This is a genomic window from Streptomyces sp. PR69 (genome assembly GCF_026420845.1).
Taxonomy (GTDB): Bacteria; Actinomycetota; Actinomycetes; order Streptomycetales; family Streptomycetaceae; genus Streptomyces.
Genome location: NZ_JAOWCB010000043.1, coordinates 1 through 18,006, shown reverse-complemented (window position 1 = coordinate 18,006; position 18,006 = coordinate 1). Strand labels below are relative to the sequence as shown.

Annotated in this window: 15 protein-coding genes and 1 pseudogene; 6 read left to right on the top strand and 10 right to left on the bottom strand. The window is 69.7% G+C overall.

Features of this window, described 5'->3' with window-relative positions:
* Nucleotides 1-177: 177 nt before the first annotated feature.
* Nucleotides 178-3,360, bottom strand: coding sequence for an AAA family ATPase (locus tag OF819_RS26465; RefSeq protein ID WP_267246165.1), 3,183 nt, complete (start codon nucleotides 3,358-3,360; stop codon nucleotides 178-180).
* Entirely contained in the window at nucleotides 3,357-4,643 is a 1,287-nt protein-coding gene (locus OF819_RS26460) for a metallophosphoesterase family protein (protein WP_267246164.1), read from the bottom strand. Before OF819_RS26460 ends, OF819_RS26465 begins: the two co-directional genes overlap by 4 nt.
* Nucleotides 4,644-4,777: 134 nt before the next feature.
* Here OF819_RS26460 and OF819_RS26455 point away from each other — a divergent pair, with 134 nt between their 5' ends.
* The 6 genes from OF819_RS26455 to OF819_RS26430 all read left to right on the top strand — a co-directional run bounded on the left by OF819_RS26455 (nucleotide 4,778) and on the right by OF819_RS26430 (nucleotide 13,005).
* The gene (locus OF819_RS26455; RefSeq protein WP_267246163.1) at nucleotides 4,778-5,638 is read left to right on the top strand and encodes a hypothetical protein; all 861 of its coding nucleotides are present in this window, start codon (nucleotides 4,778-4,780) and stop codon (nucleotides 5,636-5,638) included.
* A gap of 34 nt (nucleotides 5,639-5,672) precedes the next feature.
* Entirely contained in the window at nucleotides 5,673-6,806 is a 1,134-nt protein-coding gene (locus OF819_RS26450) for a hypothetical protein (protein WP_267246162.1), read from the top strand.
* A complete protein-coding gene (locus tag OF819_RS26445) occupies nucleotides 6,803-8,293 on the top strand; it encodes a hypothetical protein (RefSeq protein WP_267246161.1) in 1,491 nt (496 codons plus the stop codon). Before OF819_RS26450 ends, OF819_RS26445 begins: the two co-directional genes overlap by 4 nt.
* Nucleotides 8,290-9,618, top strand: a complete 1,329-nt coding sequence (locus OF819_RS26440) for an AAA domain-containing protein (RefSeq protein ID WP_267246160.1) — start codon at nucleotides 8,290-8,292, stop codon at nucleotides 9,616-9,618. The genes OF819_RS26445 and OF819_RS26440 overlap by 4 nt, the downstream gene beginning before the upstream one ends.
* Nucleotides 9,619-9,634: 16 nt before the next feature.
* A complete protein-coding gene (locus tag OF819_RS26435; protein WP_267246159.1) occupies nucleotides 9,635-11,944 on the top strand; it encodes a DEAD/DEAH box helicase in 2,310 nt (769 codons plus the stop codon).
* 410 nt (nucleotides 11,945-12,354) lie between these two features.
* Nucleotides 12,355-13,005, top strand: coding sequence for a DCL family protein (locus tag OF819_RS26430; RefSeq protein ID WP_267246158.1), 651 nt, complete (start codon nucleotides 12,355-12,357; stop codon nucleotides 13,003-13,005).
* A 245-nt stretch (nucleotides 13,006-13,250) separates the two neighbouring features.
* On the opposite strand, the gene OF819_RS26425 is transcribed toward OF819_RS26430, so the two are convergent.
* From OF819_RS26425 to OF819_RS26390, 8 genes and pseudogenes are all read right to left on the bottom strand, one after another.
* Nucleotides 13,251-14,081, bottom strand: a complete 831-nt coding sequence (locus OF819_RS26425; RefSeq protein ID WP_267246157.1) for a hypothetical protein — start codon at nucleotides 14,079-14,081, stop codon at nucleotides 13,251-13,253.
* 317 nt (nucleotides 14,082-14,398) lie between these two features.
* Nucleotides 14,399-14,887 carry a GNAT family N-acetyltransferase gene (locus tag OF819_RS26420; RefSeq protein WP_267246156.1) on the bottom strand — a complete coding sequence of 163 codons (489 nt, stop codon included), beginning with the start codon at nucleotides 14,885-14,887 and terminating at the stop codon, nucleotides 14,399-14,401.
* The gene (locus OF819_RS26415) at nucleotides 14,884-15,774 is read right to left on the bottom strand and encodes a protein kinase domain-containing protein (protein ID WP_267246155.1); all 891 of its coding nucleotides are present in this window, start codon (nucleotides 15,772-15,774) and stop codon (nucleotides 14,884-14,886) included. Before OF819_RS26415 ends, OF819_RS26420 begins: the two co-directional genes overlap by 4 nt.
* A pseudogene (locus OF819_RS26410) lies at nucleotides 15,693-16,389 on the bottom strand (DUF6875 domain-containing protein). Before OF819_RS26410 ends, OF819_RS26415 begins: the two are co-directional and overlap by 82 nt.
* The gene (locus OF819_RS26405; RefSeq protein ID WP_267246154.1) at nucleotides 16,386-16,784 is read right to left on the bottom strand and encodes a hypothetical protein; all 399 of its coding nucleotides are present in this window, start codon (nucleotides 16,782-16,784) and stop codon (nucleotides 16,386-16,388) included. The pseudogene OF819_RS26410 and the gene OF819_RS26405 overlap by 4 nt, the downstream one beginning before the upstream one ends.
* A 153-nt stretch (nucleotides 16,785-16,937) precedes the next feature.
* Nucleotides 16,938-17,144, bottom strand: a complete 207-nt coding sequence (locus tag OF819_RS26400; protein ID WP_256527271.1) for a hypothetical protein — start codon at nucleotides 17,142-17,144, stop codon at nucleotides 16,938-16,940.
* Nucleotides 17,141-17,290 carry a hypothetical protein gene (locus tag OF819_RS26395; RefSeq protein WP_267246153.1) on the bottom strand — a complete coding sequence of 50 codons (150 nt, stop codon included), beginning with the start codon at nucleotides 17,288-17,290 and terminating at the stop codon, nucleotides 17,141-17,143. Before OF819_RS26395 ends, OF819_RS26400 begins: the two co-directional genes overlap by 4 nt.
* 118 nt (nucleotides 17,291-17,408) lie before the next feature.
* Nucleotides 17,409-17,564: a hypothetical protein gene (locus OF819_RS26390; protein ID WP_267246152.1), complete on the bottom strand. Its 156-nt coding sequence runs from the start codon at nucleotides 17,562-17,564 to the stop codon at nucleotides 17,409-17,411.
* Nucleotides 17,565-18,006: the final 442 nt, after the last annotated feature.

Sequence of the window (18,006 nt, the reverse complement as noted above, 5' to 3'; positions counted from 1 at the left end):
CGTGTGCGGGGCGACCCGTGGTAAGTGACCAGGCTGTGAGCCTCACAGGTCCTTTGCCCTGGTGAACGGGCGTGCTGTGAGCTGTGAGGGCACTCTCGCTTGGCGCAGGGCCTGCGACACGTCACAGGCCCTGCGCTCGTTGAGCCACGCGGCGGCCTGCTGACCGGCGTGAGGGGTTCAAGTGAGGTCAGCCAGGTTGTGGAGGTCTTCGCGGATGAGAGTGTCGCGTTCCGCTGCGCTGAGCCAGTGGGCTCTGGAGCCACGGTGGTCCTTTTCGACCCACAGCACGTCGTGCACGGTCTCGGCAACCGGGCGAAGGTGGCTGATGACGGCCAGCAGCTTGTCGGCTCCGACATGAGTACGCAGGACCTGCAGGGCGCCGTCGAGACGAGCGGCGTCCAGAGTGCCGAAGCCTTCGTCGAGGAAGAGGCTCTCCAGTCGGGTGCCGCTTCGGCCGTGCATCTCCATCAGAGCGAGGGAGAGAGCGAGTGAGGCCTGGAAGGTCTCTCCGCCGGAGAGGGTGCGCGAGCTGCGGCGGGCACGGCTGGAGAGGTTGACGATGTCGAAGTTGGCGGCGAATCCCAGCCGGCCGCCGGAGAGCTGTTGCAGCAGCTCGCTGCCGTGGGCGAGCAGAGCACGGGTGCGCAGGTCGGTGAGATGGCCGAGGAATTTCCCGTCCGTCAGGTGCGCGCTCACCGCTTGCCAGGCGGCCAGCTGGCGCTCGCCGGCGCTGATGGCTGCCGTCAGCCGGTCTTTGTGCGGAACCTGGGACAGGGCCTGCTCCCCGTCCCGCAAGGCACACGCGGCCTCGTTGCGCAGCGTGCCGGCCTGACTGCTCAAGCCGTCCAGGAGGGTGGGCTCAAGCGGATCCGTCTCGGAGTCCACCTGCAGCACGGCGCTGCCGGGGTAGGCAGCGGCCACCGCTTCTGCATGCGCGGACAACCGCGCCCTCAGCTCCGCCATGGCGGCACGTGCCGCGGTGCCGTGCTCGTCCAGAGCCGCAAACAGCAAGGTGCTGGTGCCCTCCAGGCGGGCAGCGTACTGCTCCATGACCGCGGGGTCGTTCGTCCCTGCCGGCAAGGGCAGCACGGGGCGTCGGGCCTCCTCAACCAGTGCGGCCGCGCTGAGAGCACTGTCCGCCCATCGCTGCAGCTGCGCTCGGAGCTCGTGCAGAGGCTGAGTGACCTCCTGCTGCCGGCGCTCGGTCAGCTTGCCCCGCTCGGCCACCAGCGAATGCACGAGCCCACGCAGCTTCTCCTGCCGCTGGGCAAGCTCCTGCTGATGGCTCTGTTCGCGTCGCAGGGCCTGGGTGGCGGCTTTCAGGTGGTCGGAGGAGGGGAGGGCATGCTGCTGAGGCAGGTGTGCTCGTACGAGCTCGGGCAGTGTGGACAGGCTGGCCAACAGGCTGCGCTGTTCGCTTTCCAGACGCTCGGTGGTCTGGAGCGCCTGCGCGCGTCGCTTCTCCGCGGCGAGCGTGGCCGCCTGAAGCGAAGCGCGCGCCGCGCCTAGTGCCGTTTCCTTCTGTGCCAGCTCGTTCCGGCTGGAGACGACCGCCTCCTGCAGCTGTGCGACGCGCCGGTCGGCGTCTTGCAGGAGTTCGTCGACCAAGCCCTCCTGCTCGGCTGCAGTCGGGGGCGTGGGCGCCGCCATGCGGGACAGCGCCGCCGCGGCGGCGCTGTCCAACTCTTTCCCGTAGACCTCGGGTCGGGGGTGGGCGCTGCGAACGGCGAGTTCCCGGGCCCGCTCCCGTACGAGGGGCAGCTGGTCCTCCAGCAGGCGAGTGGCTTCCTGTACCTGCTGTCGATGTTCGTTCTGGGCCGCCTGGAGCTGTTCGACCTCGTGCGCGTGCAGGGTGTGCTCGCGTTCGGCGCGGGCCAGTGCGGCTAAGGCCTTGTCCGCCGTGGCCTTGGCAAGGGTGAGGGCCTCGGCGTCGTGCGGTTGCGGTGGCTGGTAGTCCTCAGGCAGCGTCCCCGTACAGACGGGACAGCCGTCGCCGACGGCCAGGCCGTCGCCTGCGGTGTGCGCCGCTTCCTGGCGCCGGATGCTCTCCAGCACGTCCTGCGCGCGCCGCGCTCCGGCCCGGGCCACGTCCAGGTCGCTGTCGGGAGGCGCCTGCACCAGGGCGGTGAGCTTGCCGTGTGCGCGAGCCTGGGCAGCACGCTGCTGGGCGAGTGCGCTCGCTGCTTCACCGGCGCGCCGGACGGAGGTCTTCATCGTCTGCAGCGCCTCGGCCGCACCGGTCGCCTCATACTCGGCGTGCTGCAGCGGCGCGCGCATCTCCTCGATGCGCTGCTCGGCTTGTTCCAGTTCGCCGGCGCGTTTGGCCAGATCCTCTTCTTCCCCCTCGAGCTCGGTCAGGAGCCGGGTGTGCGCTGTTTCCCCGTCGGCGAGGGTGCTGAGCCGGCCGGGCGCGTCCTTGAGGACCTGAGCGGTCGCGGCCAGGGCGTCGGGCGCCAGACCTGCCGCGGAGGCTGTTTCCCGCTCGGCGGTGACGTCCTCGAGGTGGGCTTGGGCGGTCGTTTCGGCCGCGGCGTTGGTCTCCTGCAGCTGCTCCAGTTCGTCCCTGGCCTGTTGGACGGCGGCGGTGGTGGTGCCGTAGTCCGTGATGCGGCGCTCGGCGAGCACCGAGGCGGCGTCCGCGCTCTGGCGTGCCTGTTGCTGGGCCTGTGCTGTCGATGCCTGCAGCTGGCGCAGCTCGGTCAGCCGGCCGCTGAGGTCCGTGGCACCGGCTTGGGCCCTGTCATGGCGTTCCCTGGCGGCTTGTGCCGCCGCGCGAGGATCGTCGTCAAGTCGGGCGTCATCGCGCTGGGCCTGGCTGATGAGGTCCTTGAGGCGGCCGGCGGACTCGGTGGCGAGCTGTCGTACGTGCTGTAGCTCGTCGACACCGAAGAGAGACTTCAGGATGCGGGTGCGGTCGGCGTCGCCTGCGTTGAGCAGGTCTCCGAAGCGGCCCTGCGGGACCAGGACGGAGGACTTGAAGGTGACGTAGTCGATCCCGATGAGCTTTCGGATCGCGTCGTCCACGGGGCGCACCCCGTCGGTGTGCTTGCCGTCCGGAGCCGTCAGCCGTGCCTGGGTGGGACGGGATTCGTGGAAGACGCGGTGCACCGTCCAGTCCCGGCCCTCCACCGAGAACACCAACTCGATCATCATGGTGTCGCAGTGGTCGGAGCGGAGCTGGGCTGCGCGGTCGGTCCAGGAGCACTTCCCGTACAGGGCGGCGGTGATGGCCTCGAGGATGCTGGTCTTGCCCGCGCCGGTGTCGCCGAGGATGCCGATGAGAGTCTTGCCGGTGAAGTCGATCGTGCAGGTGTCGGGGTAGCTGCGGACTCCCGAGAAGGTCAGGCGGGCGATCTTCATGACGCGGTCTCCGTTCGGCCGCGGGCGGCGCCGGTCCAGGGGGTGGCGAGCGCCTCGGCGAGGAGCTGCTCGGCGGGGGAGGCGGCCGACGCGGTGTCAGGCGTGTTCAGCAGGTCGGCGAAGGCGGCGACCACTTCGTCGGCGCTCTGCCCGGGAGTGCTGGCCTCGGCGAGGTAGGCACTGAACACTGCGGTGATGTCGAGCTTGCTGTTATCGGCGGCGTCGGCCCCCGTCAGAACGCTTGCCCGGGTGGCCGCGCAGTCCTCGTCGATGTCCACCACGATGGCCTGCGGCACCAGCTCGGCGACCTTGTCCCCGAGCCGGGGGACGGGTTCGTCACTGCGGATGACGGCCTTGAGGTAGACGCCGGTGTACTGGGCTGCATCGGCGCCGAGTTCCTCCAGGGTGCCGTGGAATCGGGCCAGGCGCCGCCCGGAGTGCAGCGTGTGCGGGGTGACCAGGGTGCGTCGGCCGGGTCCTGCCTCGACGACGGTGACGCTCTTGGTCTCCTCGCTCTCGCCGAAGTCCATCTGCAGGGGGCTGCCGGCGTAGCGGGCCGGCAGCCGTCCGGCGCCGACCGGCTGGGGTTTGTGGATGTGCCCCAAGGCGCAGTAGGCGACCTGGGGCAGGGCGTCGGCATCGGTGGCGTAGGGCTCGCGCACCTCCCACATTCGCTCGCTCTGGGCGGGAACGGCGCTGGCCACGTACTGGTGGGCGGTGAACAGCAGGACGTCACGCTCGGGGTCGTAGCCGTCACGCAGCCGGGCAAGCAAACCCTCCTGCAGCCCACGCAGGCCGGCCGCGTAGGCGCCCTCGGTGGTTCCGAACCCGGGGAAGAGGTGCAGGTAGCGGTTGGGGTGCACGTACGGCAGGGCGGCCAGGCGGATGCGCTGGTGCCCGTCACGGCTGTCGAAGTCGAGTACGGCGCCGGGGTCCGTGTCGCCGCGGCTGTGGACGAAACGCAGACGGTGCTGGTCGGCGTCCGGCCGCAGGGCGGCCACGTAGTTGAGCAGGTCGAAAAGCTCGGGCGAGTCGTGGTTGCCGCCCAGGACGACAGTCGGCGCGATGCGGGCGAAGGCGTTCAGGCAGCGCAGTGCGCGCAGAACGTCCTTGTGTGCGGGCCGGTAGGAGTCGAAAAGGTCGCCGCTGTGCACGATCAGATCCGGCTGCACCGACTCGGCGATGGCGGTGATCTCGGCCAGGACGGCGTCGAACTCATCGTCCCGGGAGCGGCGTTGCAGGGTCCGGCCCAGATGCCAGTCGGATGTGTGCAGGGCTTTCACGAGCGACTCTCCTCAGTGCAGGCGCGACTGCCCGACGCCCGCTGCCGCAGCGGCAGTTGGCGAAGTGCCGACGACTCTACAACAGCAATCACAGGAGAAAGCTGGAAAACACTGGAATGCGGTAGGGTGTTGCCATGCACGAGCATCTGGACGCACTCGAACAACGCATGCAACAGCTGCAGCAGGCCATGCGGCGCGCCCAACTGGCCCGTGATGAAGGCCAGGTCAGACAGCTCCGCGACGAACTGCGACGCACCCAGCGTGCCTGGGACGCCCTGTTCGAACAGAGCGTGGACGGCGAAGACACCCCCACTACCGAAGAAGCACCACCCGGTGCTCCCGCGTACCACGCGCCCACGGAGCCGGTGACCCCGCTGCCCGCCCGGGAACAGGTCCACCAGGTCCTGACCCTCCTCGCGGTGCCCGCCGCTCCCAAGCTCATCAGCACCGTCCATGAAGCCTTCTTCGCTGGTGCCCTGGCCGCCTCGCGGCTGACCAGCCTGCGTCGCGACGAGGAACGCTCCTACCGCTCCGCTCCCGGCGCCCGCCCCTACTACCTGTGCCCGGCGCTCACCTCCGACCTGCTCTCACCCGCCCGCGGCCTGCTCACTGTCAGCACCTGGCCCCTGGAGCAGCGCATCGTCGGCCCTCTCGGTGCCCGCGTCCACTTCCTCGCCAGCGCCCTGAACATCGCCGACGCCGCCGAACGCCTCGATCCCGACACCCTGCCCCTGGCCGCCCGACAACTCCTCACCCGCTACGCCCAGAACATCCCAGGCGCTCAGGCGCCCATCCAGCAACGCACCGCCGTTGGAGTCCCCGTCGACCTGTCGCTGCTGCGCCGCGCCGCCCAGGACGAACTCGCCCTGCACGCCGACGCCGACACCGCGACCCGCACCGAGGCGGCCCAACGCGCACGCCGTCAACTCGACGACGCAGGCCTGCTGTTCGGCGGCTCATTCCAGTCCGCCCGCCGACTGCGCTCCGTTCCCTGACCGCCCCGATCCACCCCGCAAGGAAGCTAGCTTCGTGAGTCTGCTCAACGACCGGCTCGACGCGCTGCGCGGCCCCGTCCCCGCCAAGGGACACGACGCCCGCACCCTCGCGGCCCTGACCACCAATCCCGGCTGCAGCCGCCGGGCCCTTCTGGATGCCGCCGGCGTCGACAAGGACGCCATCGCCGTCCACTTGGGAAAGCCCCGCCCCCTCGCCAAATCCTCCCTCGCCCTCAGGAGCGGGGCCATCTTCGAGCAGCAGGTGAAGGCCGACGGCGGCGCCGAACTCCTGCGCCTGTTACGCGAGGTCCTCAACTTGCCGCTGCCCGAGGCCGCCCACACCGACCTCGCCAACGTCGGCACCCAGGACGCCTCCCTGCAGGTCCGCCACGCCTACACCCGCACCGCCATCCTGGAAGCCGTCCGCTCCACCAGCCCGACCCGCACGCTGCTGGACCACCCCATCCTGCAGCTGACCGTCGCCGGCAGCCCCGTCTACCTCGAGCCCGACGTCGTCGCCTTCCAGATCGACGGCGTCTTCCACATCGTCGAGATCAAGTCCTTCGCTGTCGTCGACGGCCAGGCCGACCCGGCGAAAGTAGCCGCAGCCGTCACCCAGGCCGCGGCCTACATCCTCGCCCTGCGCGAACTGCTGGACAGCGAAGGAATCGACCAGGACAAGGTCTCCGACGACGTCATCCTCGTCATGCCCCGCAACTTCAGCCGCCGCCCCACCGCCAGCGTGGTCGACGCCCGCAAAAAGGTCGCCTCCCTCACCCGCCAGCTGAGCCGGCTCACCCGCATCGAGCCCCTGCTGGACGGGCTGGCGCCCCACATCACCTTCGATCTCGCCCCCGACCAGGACAACCGGCCTACCCGCGACCCCAAAGCACTCGCCGAAGCCCTGCAGACCACCGCGGCCCGCTACACCCCCGCCTGCCGCCACTTCTGCGACCTGGCCTACGTCTGCCGCAGCGAGGCCCGCGAAGAAGGCTCCATCGACGTCCTGGGCACCGCCGTCCGCGACGACCTCGGCGGCATCGACCACATCACCACCGCCCTGCGCCTGTCCGACGGCACACGCGAACCAGCCCTGGACCAGAGCGACCTGGCTGCCGCGCTGCGGCACGCCCACGCCGTCCACACCCAACTACGGGAGTCCGCATGAGCCTGCTCACCACCCTGCTGCGCCTGCAGGCCGCGGACACCGAACAGGCCCAGGACGCCAGCACCATCCGCCACTTCCACCTCGCCGAGCGACCCCTGATCTTCCTGCCGCTCAACCGCGCCGGCACCGAAGCAACCCCGCTTGCCTTCATGTACGGCGACGACCAGGCCCACCCGAACCTGCTCATCGCACCCCCACGCGGCAGACCCACCGCACTCCTGAACGACCTGGCCGACGGCATCCTCACCTACATCGACAGCTTCCCCGACACCGAACGCCTCCCCGCCCGCGGCACCAAACCCGCCCGCCACCGCCACACCCACGCCCCCCAACTCCTCGTCGCCAACCGCAAGTCCCTCCACTACATCGACCGGCTGGGCCGCGCCCTGCGCTTCACCGACACACCCGAAACGGCCGACCCCGACCGCAGCGTCGGCCGCCTCGGCCAATGGCTGACCTTCTTCGCCGAACACGCCGAACACCCCGGCTCCGCCCTGCTGCTGGCCCTGACCGACCTGCTGACCACCCACTGGGTCACCGGCCAGAGCCCCCTGGAGGACGAACACCTCGCCACCCTCCTGGCCTGGATCAACCCACCACCCGGCACCACCGGCCTGCACGCAGCGCTCGCCGCCGAAGCCCCCCACCGCCAGCCCGCGGGCCCAGCCACCGACCCCTCCTTCGACACCATCGAACTCGACCCCCTCCTCACGGCCTTCGACACCGCCGCCGAAGAAGGCAACACCGCCGCCATGACCCGGCACACCCAACGACTGCACGACCTCCTGCGCACCTATCTGACCCCCACCTGGGACGACGCCTGGAACGCCCTCGGCCTGCTGCGCAGCCTGCCCCAGACCCCGGACGCGCACCGCCGCTGGGACACCGACCGCGACCGCTTCACCGCCTTCAGCACCTACCTCGCCGACGACGGCCGCCCCCAGCCCATCAAGGACGACGCGGTCTCCGCCGCCCGCCGCCTAGCCCGCCTCGAACAGGCCGCCGGCGCCTTCGAAGCGCGCCGCGCCCTGGAAGACCCTTTCGTCATGGCCGAACGGCGCACCACCGGAGAAGCACTCGCCGGCACCGTCATCGACACCGACCCCGACCGCACCATCACCGGCCCCACCGGCCGCCTCCAGCTCTGGCCACGCTTCACCCTGCACACCACCGACCGGGTACGCCTGGATGTCGGACACCTTCTGGCCAGCCCCCACAACCCCCGCGTGCACCTGGCCATCCGCGACATCACGCCGCGCGACGGCGGCACCGACCTCCTGCTCGAGGTCACCACCCAAAAGGGCACCGTCGCCAAACCCAACCGCACGTCCGTCCCCGCAGTCGGAAACATCCTCCAACTCACCCTCGCGCCGGAGTTCTTCCGCCAGCCGCCCTTCCCCAGCCGCGACAACACCCCCTGGACCCACGGCGGCCCCCAGCACGACCACCCCGTCGCCCTGGACGAGGCCGAGGAGCCCCAGCCATGACCCAACCCGCACCTTCACCCGCCGAGATGGCCGGCGCGGCCGTCGACGGCGTCCTTGACTCGCTCGCCGCCGGCACCGACCAGGCCCTCGTCGTCGACTCTCCGCCCGGTGCCGGGAAATCCACCCTGGTCGCCCAGGCCGCCCGCACCCTCGCCGCAGCCGGCGAACGGTGCATCATCGTGGCCCAGACCAACCACCAGGTCGACGACCTCCTCATCCGCCTCGCCGACCCCCAAGCCCCCCGGCTGCGCCTGGGGCGCCTCACCGGCCACACCTACCAGGTCCCCGAACGCATCCACGGCCTGGCGGACACAACCATCAGCACAGACATCAAAGACGTCCTCACCTGCGACGTCATCGTCGCCACCGCCAAGAAATGGGCGAACATCGACGGCCCCCGCCGGCGGTGGGCCATCATCGACGAGGCCTACCAAATGCGCTCCGACGCCCTGCTCCTGATCGCCAAGCTCTTCGAGCAAGCCCTCTTCGTCGGAGACCCCGGCCAGCTCGACCCTTTCTCCACCATCCACACCCCCCGCTGGATCGGTCTGCCCCACGACCCCATGAACAGCGCCGTCGCCGTCCTGATGAACCACAACGACGCCACCATCCGCAGACTCCCCGTCTCCTGGCGCCTTCCACCCTCAGCGGCGAACATCGTCTCTCGCGCCTTCTACCCCTTCACCCCCTTCAAAGCAGGCACCGCCCCCCAGACACGCAGCCTGCACTTCACCACCAGCGGCATGCGCAGCACCCTCGACGACACCATCGAGGAAGCGGCCCGCTCCGGCTGGGCCCTGTACGAACTGCCACCCCGACACACCGCCCGCACCGACCCCGAAGCAGCCCGCGCCACCGTCGCCCTCGCCGCCCGACTGCTGGACCGCGGCACCCAAGCCGTCTGCGAGAAACACCCCTCCGGACGCGAACTCGAAGCCAAAGACATCGCCATCGGCACAGCCCACCGCGAACAAGCCCGCCTCATCCAGCAACTCCTCAACCACACCCCCCGCACCCACGGCGTCCGCGCCGACACCGCCAACCGCCTCCAGGGCCGCGAGTACGCGATCACCATCGTCCTGCACCCCCTATCCGGACGCCGCGACGCCTCCGCCTTCCACCTCGAAGCCGGCCGTCTGTGCGTGCTCGCCTCACGCCACCGGCACGCCTGCATCGTGGTCGCCCGCTCCGGCATCGCTGACCTCCTCGACAGCCACCCCTCCAACGACCCCGTCCACCTCGGCGTCCCCGCGAAATTCCCCGACGGCTGGGAAGCCAACCAGCACGTCCTCGCCCACCTGGCCCACCACCGCGTCCGAGCCTGACGACCGGCAGGAGAGCATGCCGCCCACCCACATGGACCTGCGACCGCACCAGAAGGAAGCAGTCACAGCAGCCATCAACACACTCCGAACCCATTCCAGGGCCAGCGTCATCGCCGCCTGCGGCACCGGCAAAACCCTCATCGCCGCCCGCACTGCTGCCCGCCTCACCCCAGCAGGCAGGGTCCTGCTGCTCGTCCCCACCCTCGACCTGCTTTCCCAGACGGCCCGTTCCTGGCATACAGCAGGACGTAAAGGCAGTACGGTTGCCGTCTGTTCGGCGCGGCAGGCCGTCGATCACACCCCGGCCGGCGACCTGCCCATGACCACCAGCCCCGCCGAGCTCGCCGCCCTGACCACCAGCAGCACCGGGGAGGCGGTGACCGTCTACGCCACCTACGCCTCCCTGCCCGCCGTCGTCACCGCCCACCAGACCTATGGCCTACCGCCCTGGGACCTGGTGGTCGTCGACGAGGCCCACCGCACTGCCGGCCGCCTCGGCAAGGCCTGGGCCGCGATCCACCACGACGACCAGGTCCCGGCCCGCCGGCGCCTCTATCTCACCGCCACCCCCCGCATCTGGGACGCAGACGCCGACCGCGACGGGGACGCGGAGACGGTCGCCTCCATGGACGACGAAACCCTCTTCGGTCCCGTCGCCTACCGCCTCACCCTCTCCGACGCCATCGACCTCGGCCTGCTGGCCGACTACCAGATCCTCGTCCCCGTCATCGACGACACCACCCTGCGCGACTGGCTCGCCACCGGCCCCGGCGCAGGCGTCGACGGCCTGCGCCTCGCCGGCCGCCAAGTCGCCGTCCTCAAAGCCATCCACGACCACCAACTCCGCCGCGTCCTGACGTTCCATCACCGCGTCCAAGACGCCCGCGCGTTCGCCACCACCCTCCCCGACACCGCCGCCGCCCTCCCCACCGACCTGCAGCCCGAAGGACTGTGGTCACAGTGGATCAGCGGCACCCACCCACCCCGCGTCCGACGCCGCATCCTCCTCGACTTCGCCGCCCACACCCACCCCGAACAACCCGCCGTCCTCGCCAACGCCCGCGTCCTAGGCGAAGGCATCGACGTCCCCACCATCGACGCCGTCGTCTTCGCCGACCCCAAGAACAGCCCCGTCGACACCGTCCAGGCCGTCGGCCGCGCCCTACGCCAGCAACCCGGCGCGAACAAGAAAGCCACCCTGATCGTCCCCGTCTACCTCACCCCCGACGAAAACCCCGACGACCTCCTCGGCGCCGACGCCTACACCCCCCTGTGGCGCACCATCCAAGCCCTCCGCGCCCACGACGACCGCATCACCGCCCGCCTCGCCGACCCCCGCACCCACCGCCCCACCCACCCGGGCGAACCCGGCCACTGGCTCCACTTCGACCGCCCCATCAGAGCCGAAGAGGTCGCCCTCGCCCTCACTCTGCGCGTCCTGAAACCGAAAAGTGCCGAATGGCGCCGCGGCCTGGCCTCAGCACGCCGCTACCACCGCACCCACCACCACCTCGACATCCCCCAGACCTACGAAGACCCCACCGGCTACCCGCTCGGACGCTGGCTCACCTGGCAACGCCACCTCCACAACCAAAACGCCCTCGACCCCACACGCGCCCACGCCCTCGAACAACTCGGCATCATCTGGAACCCCCGCCAACAAGCCTGGGACCGCGGCCTCGCCCACGCAGCCGCCTACGCCACCACCCACGGCCACCTCGCCGCCCCCGTCGACCACCACGACCCCGACACCGGCTTCGCACTCGGCCGCTGGCTTGCCACCCAACGCAAACGCGCCGACCAGCTCACCCCCGCCCGCACCAAGGCCCTCGCCGACCTCGACCCGCACTGGAACCCACCCTGGCCCCTGACCTGGCAACGCACCTACCACGCCGCCCGCCGCCATCAGCAAGCCGGCCACACCCTCACCGACATCCCCCGCACCTACGTCACCGACGAAGGCATCCGCCTGGGGGAGTGGCTCCGCACCCAGCGCAACACCCCGCCCGCCCACCCCGGCCAACTCCTCCTCCTGCAAGACCTCGGCCTGGACACCAACACACCCTCCGTGCAGCAGCCCCCACTTTCCGCACGAGAGCAGGCCTTCCAACGCGGGCTAGAAGCTGCTGAGTCCTTCCTCACCAGAGAGGGCCACCTCACCGTGCCCCAGCGGCACACCGAACACCTCGCCACCGGACCGGTGCGCCTCGGGCAATGGCTCACCAACATCCGTCGCCGATGGGCAGGCCTGTCCCCACAGCGCCGCCAGACGCTCGCAGATCTGGGAATCCAGCCGCCCACACCCATCCCAGTGCGCCGCCAGTGAAGTAGTTCGTCCGGTGCCGTGGATTGGCCTGACGGTGAGCGAGAGCCGCCCCTACGTGGACTGGTGGCACTGCCCCTCTTGGCCCCTACAGGTCAGAGCACGCACTTGCCTGCCGGGCGTTCGCGTCGAGCGCCGCCGACGGCGCTTCGGACGGGGCGAGCGGGAGGTTGCTGTCGTCCGGTTCTGTCATGCATGTGGGGAAGTACGGCGCTCGCTCATAGCCGGCCTGAACGATCTCGAAATCCCTGCTCTGGCGCGAGGGGAGGACGAGGAAGTTGCCAGGAGAGCGCCGGGGGGTGCGAGGTGGGAATAAATATGCAATTCGGGGCGTTGGTATCCGAAATGCCTGGTCGTCGGCATGGTACGTGCCGCAGGGTGGAGCAGAACCGTCGGATGAAAGGGAATAGTTCGTGGCGGAGTTCTGGATTGGGCAGCGTTGGTATCGGACGAAGGGAGCGGCGCAGGAAGCCGTACGGGAGGTGCTGTACCGGTATGACGTCGGAAGCACCGTTGATCAGGATGATGACCACCTGCTGCTGCTGGACCTCCTCGATATGCATCCTGAGGCAGACGACAAGATCGGGTCGGGTGTGGAGGCCTTCGCGATCGCCCCGCCGCAGCGCGGCCCGCATCCTGGCTTCGAGGTGATCCGTACGGACGGAACTCGGATCGACTTCTCGTACCTGACGTGCCTGAAGCCTCCGACCCACCGCCAGCAGGTTCTCAACGTGATGCGGGACGAGGTCAAGGCGATCGCCAACGCCTACTTCGAAGCCCGCAAGGCGGCTGGTTCGCTCATCTCGGACGAGTCCGGTGCGCCGCTGGAGAGCACTGACACCGCTGTGGCGTACTTCCGTGGGCCTTCCTTCAACGGCATCGCCAGGGAGTTCGCCGATTCGCTCGGTGGGTGGGAGGCCATCGAACTGACCTCGTCGTCCGAGAAGGGGCTGGGGAAGTTCAGGGATCGCGATCTGGCCGAGCGGTGGTTCGTCCATCACCAGGAGCGTGCTGTGCTTGGGCTCCTGTCGGGGCAGGAGAACCGGCGCCGCCCCCGTACGTGAGCCTCTGATCCGACGTAGATCTGGGACGGGACTGCAGCGTGCCGCGTACAGCTGGCGGTGGCCGACCAGGTCCCTCCGGGGGCTGAGCGCCCGGAGGGATGTCCAGAAGCGAGCCCTAGAACAGGGGAATGCCCATGCTTCCCGCGACGATCTGTGCGGCAGCGGTCCAGCCGAGGGCGGGCAGGTTCTGCTTCTCGAGGCTGATCTCGCGCGGCGGCACCGTCATCTGTGCGACAGATCAGGCTTTACGGCGAAAAGTCAGAGATCGACGACTGGACAGCTGCGCCGATGCTTGCTGGCGTCACCGAACCGGCGGCTTCGATGAACGGTGTGCGCAGGGAGGCGTACTGTTCCATGAGCGGGTCGCGGACAAATCCGCCGATCATCTGCGACCAGGCTGCCGGAACACGGTCGGCGACTGAGAGAAGTCGGGATGTCTCGCCCTCGGCCATGCACTGGCTCTCTTGGAGACAGAACTCGAGGAGGTCCCGGTCTCTCCACCGCTCGTCGTCCTCCAGGCTGGCCCAGTCCACCAGGAATTGCCACGCGACGAACGCTGAGCTGTGATGATCATGGTCGCAGGCCTCTGGGTTGAGATGGCACCAGCCGGACTCCAAAGCCTGTACTGCAGAGCGGAGCACGGCTCTGTCCAGGGCAAGCTTCTCCAACGTCTGGCAGTACTTCAGCAGGGCTTTCGAATGATGCAGCAGGCCCGGCGGAGCCAGAAGCTCCAGTGGACCGAGGGCCGTCGCCACCGCCATGTCGTGAGCAGCGAGCTGAGCGTGGCGTTCCTCGGGCTCGACACCGGGCAGATGCTGAACGGTGCGCGCGAGCGCGTCAGCGGCACGGAGGAAGGCAGCGGACGCGTCGGCCAGCGCGGTCTGCTGCCGCAGCTCGAGCTCGCTGCGTGTCTGAACACGGGCCGCTGTGACGGAGGCGTTGGCCTGGCTGACGCCCGCGCCCAGAGCTGCGTCTGCCGATTGCCTGCTGCCGCGCCTGGCCCACAGGGCGCTCATGAAGGCGATGGGAGGGGTGAGTAGGGCGGCGGCGACAGCGCCGAGGTCTACCAAGTTCATGGAACCGAGGGTCTCCGGCCGAACCTGGAGCACCGGGGTCATGGCGGATACTGCCGCAAAGTGACAGGTCATGATCAAGGGTGCCCCCACTGTTCGCCGGCGGACGCCTTCCACGCGCGCTCGCGGCACTGGTGTGAGCCGTCACCTGGCGCGGTGCGGGCTCGGACGGTGTGCTGGAGGCGAACCCCATCGCGTTGGCGGCGGCTGGTGCCATGACCTGTGCGGTCCGGGTGGTGAGGCCGGCGGCCTGGCCGATGCTCGATGACGGTGCCGCGAATGTGCCCGGCGACGGGCATAGGCGCCTACGGCCGGAACGCTCAAGTGGGGTTGTGATGAAGGCGCCACGCGTGCATGGGCAGGTGGTATTCGAGCATTCCGTTCCGTGTCCCGAGTCGGGTGAATCCGGCTTTGGTCAGCACCCGGCCCGAGGCGGGGTTGTCGGGGTGGTGCTTGGCGCCGAGGGATGAGAGGCCGGCGGTGGTGAAGGCGAACGTGACGAGTTCTTGAACGGCGTCCGTGGCGTAGCCGCGGCCCCAGCAGTCTTCGCGCAGGATGTAGCTCACCCGTCCGTGCCCGCCGGGGCGGCGGCCGAGCTTGACGACGCCGACCACGTCCCCGCCAATGTCCACACCGAGGATGTATTGCTCGATCGGGTCGGCGCAGGCCCACTCCTGCACCCGCAGCACGTACTCTTCGGCCTCCGGGCCGGTCATGGCCGGGCGCCCGAGAAACGTCACGGCGGCCCCGCTGTAGATATGCCGGATCACCGGGGCGTCCGAGGCTGTGAGCGGCCGGAGCACGGTCACGTTTCCCTGAGGAATGCGGCCAGTTCTGCCGCGGACGGCCGGTTCCCGGGGGAGGGGGTCAGGCACGCGCGGATGGCTTCCTCGAACCGGGGGAACGGCCATGGGCGGACATCGTCGAGGGGGAGCGTCGCAGCCTTCGCGATCATCCTGAGCTTGTCCTCGCGCGGGGTGCCATCCTGGTAGGCGACCGGCCGGTGCCCGGTCCAGCACCAGAACAGCGACGCGCCCAGTCCCCAGACGTCTGCCGGTGGCTCCGCCTGGACATGGGCGTCCGGGGCGGTGGCGAGGACGGCGCCGGCGATCTCGGGGGCGGTGGTGTGGGTGAGCGCACCTCGATAGGGCAGGCGCGGTACGCCGGCGGGGCCGCAGGCGAGGGCGTAGTCGATGACCTCGGCACGGCCGGTTGCCGTGATCAGTGTGTTGGTGGGCTGGACATCGGCGTGGGCCCATCCGGCCGCGTGCATCCGGGCCAGGTGCCCGACCCATGTGCGGGCGATGCCCAGGAGCCAAGGGCGTACGGAAGGGCGGTCACCCTCGGGTTTCCGTGCCAGAGCGAACGCCCGCCACATCGGTGCGCCGTCGCTCCAGCGGACCGCGAGCCATCGGCCGCCCTCCCAAGGCCCGGCGTCGACCCGGTAGCTAGGGTCCAGCGCGCCCGCGTCGGTGAGGCGGAGGAGGTGATCGTCCTCCTGTGCCATCTCGGCGGCCTTGTCGCGCGAAGTCTCCTCGTCGGGGTTGTTCGCCTTCAACGCGACGGCGCCCCTGGGACCGGAGATCTTCCAGGCCCGGGAGCCGCGCCGGTTGCTCAGCAGGCGGGTCGTGAAGGGCTCACCGACGTGGTCTTCGATGAGGCCGACGGCTTCATGGGGAGGAAGCGCTTCGCCCATGTGCGGATCTCCTGCCAGTCATAGGGGACGTGCTCGAGGACGTCGCGGCCGTCGTCTTTGGCCACGGCGAGCGCGGCTGCCAGGGAAGGGGTTGCGTGGGAGGAACGCTGGGTCGCGCCGGCGGACGGCGGCTCTCACCGGGAGGAACGAGACCGGGGCGGCCGGGATGCGTGCACGTGCCCGCGTGCGCTCTTCCTCGCCCTCGTAGAACTTGCCGAACATCACCCCGACAGGCCCGTAGAGATGCTTGAGGACCCAGTGTGGCCACGCCATCAGGTCACGGTGCCGGACTCCTGGGACTTCGCCCAGGACGACGATGTTCTCGCACCGCAAGAACCCCTGCGGCCTGTGGATCAAAGGCCGCAGCCACTCGGCAGCCTGTACACCGGCATGGAACAGCTCGGCTTCCACCTCCTGCGCACTGCCCTCGGCACGGTAGACGGTCCACGAGGTGTCGCCCTGCCCGAGGGACGGGGCCAGGTAAGGGCACAGGGCAGTCATCTCCTGCACATAGCCGGCGATGTCAATGGACCGCGGCCGTGTGCTGCTGGCCTCGACGAGGCGGAGCGCCCCGGCGGTCGGCCGGGACGCTCCGTCGATGCGCGTGAGGATCACCGGCTGCTCGGAGCGGCGTCGTCGCCGTCGCCGGTGGTGGGGCCGCAGTCCCACTCGGCCTCGACCCTCCCGGTCTCCCTGTACTGGGCGAGAGTGCCCCCGTCGAGGACGCCCTTCTCATCGGTGAACCAGATCTCCGGCAGCGGCCCGTACGCCTCCTCGTACGCCGCCACCCAGCCGATCGGGCCGGTGCCGCTCATCTCGCGGTGCCCCAGGACGGCCCCGGCGTGCTCGGCGCTGAACGCCATGTACTCGGGGGTGGCGAGCAACTGATGCCACTCGGCGTCCACAGCCCGCGAGAACATCTCTGCGGGACCCTCACCCTTGTCGAACCGCTGCCCGGCGATGGCCAGGAAGCGGCCGAGCTCGCGGCGCGCGATCGTGGTGGTGCTCATGGTGGTGCTCCTCTCGACAGTCATTCGAGTAGTGCCGGGTGATGCATCCGCCCCCGGCCGGTCATCAGGCGCGGGCAGAAGTCTTCGGAGGCATTCGCAGGGCGGCCCGGCGACGGCCGGAGCGGATCCATCCGGACCGCAGACGTCACCGGGTCACGGCACGAGCTGGATGTTGTTCACGGCGGTGGTCCACTCCACCCCGGAAGGCGGGCGGATGTGCGCGACCCGGATGGTCCGCCCGTTGCTCTGCTCGTGGACGATCGCAGTGAGCTTTCCCTCGCCCCGGTTCGCCACATCCCGCACCGTGCGCTGCAGCCAGGGGTGATCTTCCTCGTGGAAGAAGGAGCCGACGGTGCTCATGACGCGGAGACCTTCCCGTCCTGCTCGTCGTCTTCGACCGGCGAGAGGAACTCATCGAACCCACTGGCGGCACGCGCGGCGAGCTCCGGGCTCGGGACACCGAACACCTGCTGCTCGGTGGGGTCGCGGGGGAGAGGTGAGGGCATGGGGCACTCCTGCGGGTGACGTCGGAGAACGGGCCGCACGCGGACGGGGTGCGTGCGGCCCGCGCTTCGGGGGAGCCGCCCAGAGGGAGCGTTCGACCTCTGAGCCGCTGACATCACGTTAGGACTGTCCGAGGCCGAGGGCGTCGTGTGGGGTGAGGAAGTCGAGGTTGTCGAAGACGTAGTACAGCGGCAGCTGGGTCCAGGCGACGAGCTGGAGGTGGGCGGTGACGGCGGAGCGTTCGACGGCGTGACGCCGGCTGGCCCGGCTGGTCATACGGCCGTAAGGCTGCCCCGACGAGCAGCAGACACCTCCGAAAGACTCAGGAGGGCCGAGTCAGATCGAGGCGTTCGACAGTACCGACGAGTCCGCCAGGACGAGAAGAGAAACGACAGAGACAGCCCCCGAGCAGAGCCCACATCCCCGCCAGGGGAGGTGGGGCCAAATCAAATCACTGCCCAATAAACCCAACATGACATCAAGGCGTCGGCAGGCGCCCACACAAAGAACCCCCTTCCCGACAGGGAAGGGGAACGCCCCAACACCCCCGTCATGCCGCCAGGCATGACACACCACCAACCTCCGGCCGCCAGGCCGGAGCTGACGATAACTCACGTTGGGCCGTCAGGCCCAACCCCTTCCACTCTGTGGCCCCCGTCAGGGGGCCAGCCCATACCAACCCCCGTCATGCCGCCAGGCATGACGCCACGTCACTTTC

Excerpts from the sequence above, each read along its gene's own strand:
- OF819_RS26465 (WP_267246165.1), bottom strand. The coding sequence starts at position 3,360 with ATGAAGATCGCCCGCCTGACCTTCTCGGGAGTCCGCAGCTACCCCGAC.
- OF819_RS26425 (WP_267246157.1), bottom strand. The coding sequence starts at position 14,081 with ATGAACTTGGTAGACCTCGGCGCTGTCGCCGCCGCCCTACTCACCCCT.
- OF819_RS26455 (WP_267246163.1), top strand. The coding sequence starts at position 4,778 with ATGCACGAGCATCTGGACGCACTCGAACAACGCATGCAACAGCTGCAG.
- OF819_RS26395 (WP_267246153.1), bottom strand. The coding sequence starts at position 17,290 with ATGCCCTCACCTCTCCCCCGCGACCCCACCGAGCAGCAGGTGTTCGGT.
- OF819_RS26445 (WP_267246161.1), top strand. The coding sequence starts at position 6,803 with ATGAGCCTGCTCACCACCCTGCTGCGCCTGCAGGCCGCGGACACCGAA.
- OF819_RS26415 (WP_267246155.1), bottom strand. The coding sequence starts at position 15,774 with ATGGGCGAAGCGCTTCCTCCCCATGAAGCCGTCGGCCTCATCGAAGAC.
- OF819_RS26390 (WP_267246152.1), bottom strand. The coding sequence starts at position 17,564 with ATGACCAGCCGGGCCAGCCGGCGTCACGCCGTCGAACGCTCCGCCGTC.
- OF819_RS26405 (WP_267246154.1), bottom strand. The coding sequence starts at position 16,784 with ATGAGCACCACCACGATCGCGCGCCGCGAGCTCGGCCGCTTCCTGGCC.
- OF819_RS26435 (WP_267246159.1), top strand. The coding sequence starts at position 9,635 with ATGCCGCCCACCCACATGGACCTGCGACCGCACCAGAAGGAAGCAGTC.
- OF819_RS26400 (WP_256527271.1), bottom strand. The coding sequence starts at position 17,144 with ATGAGCACCGTCGGCTCCTTCTTCCACGAGGAAGATCACCCCTGGCTG.
- OF819_RS26440 (WP_267246160.1), top strand. The coding sequence starts at position 8,290 with ATGACCCAACCCGCACCTTCACCCGCCGAGATGGCCGGCGCGGCCGTC.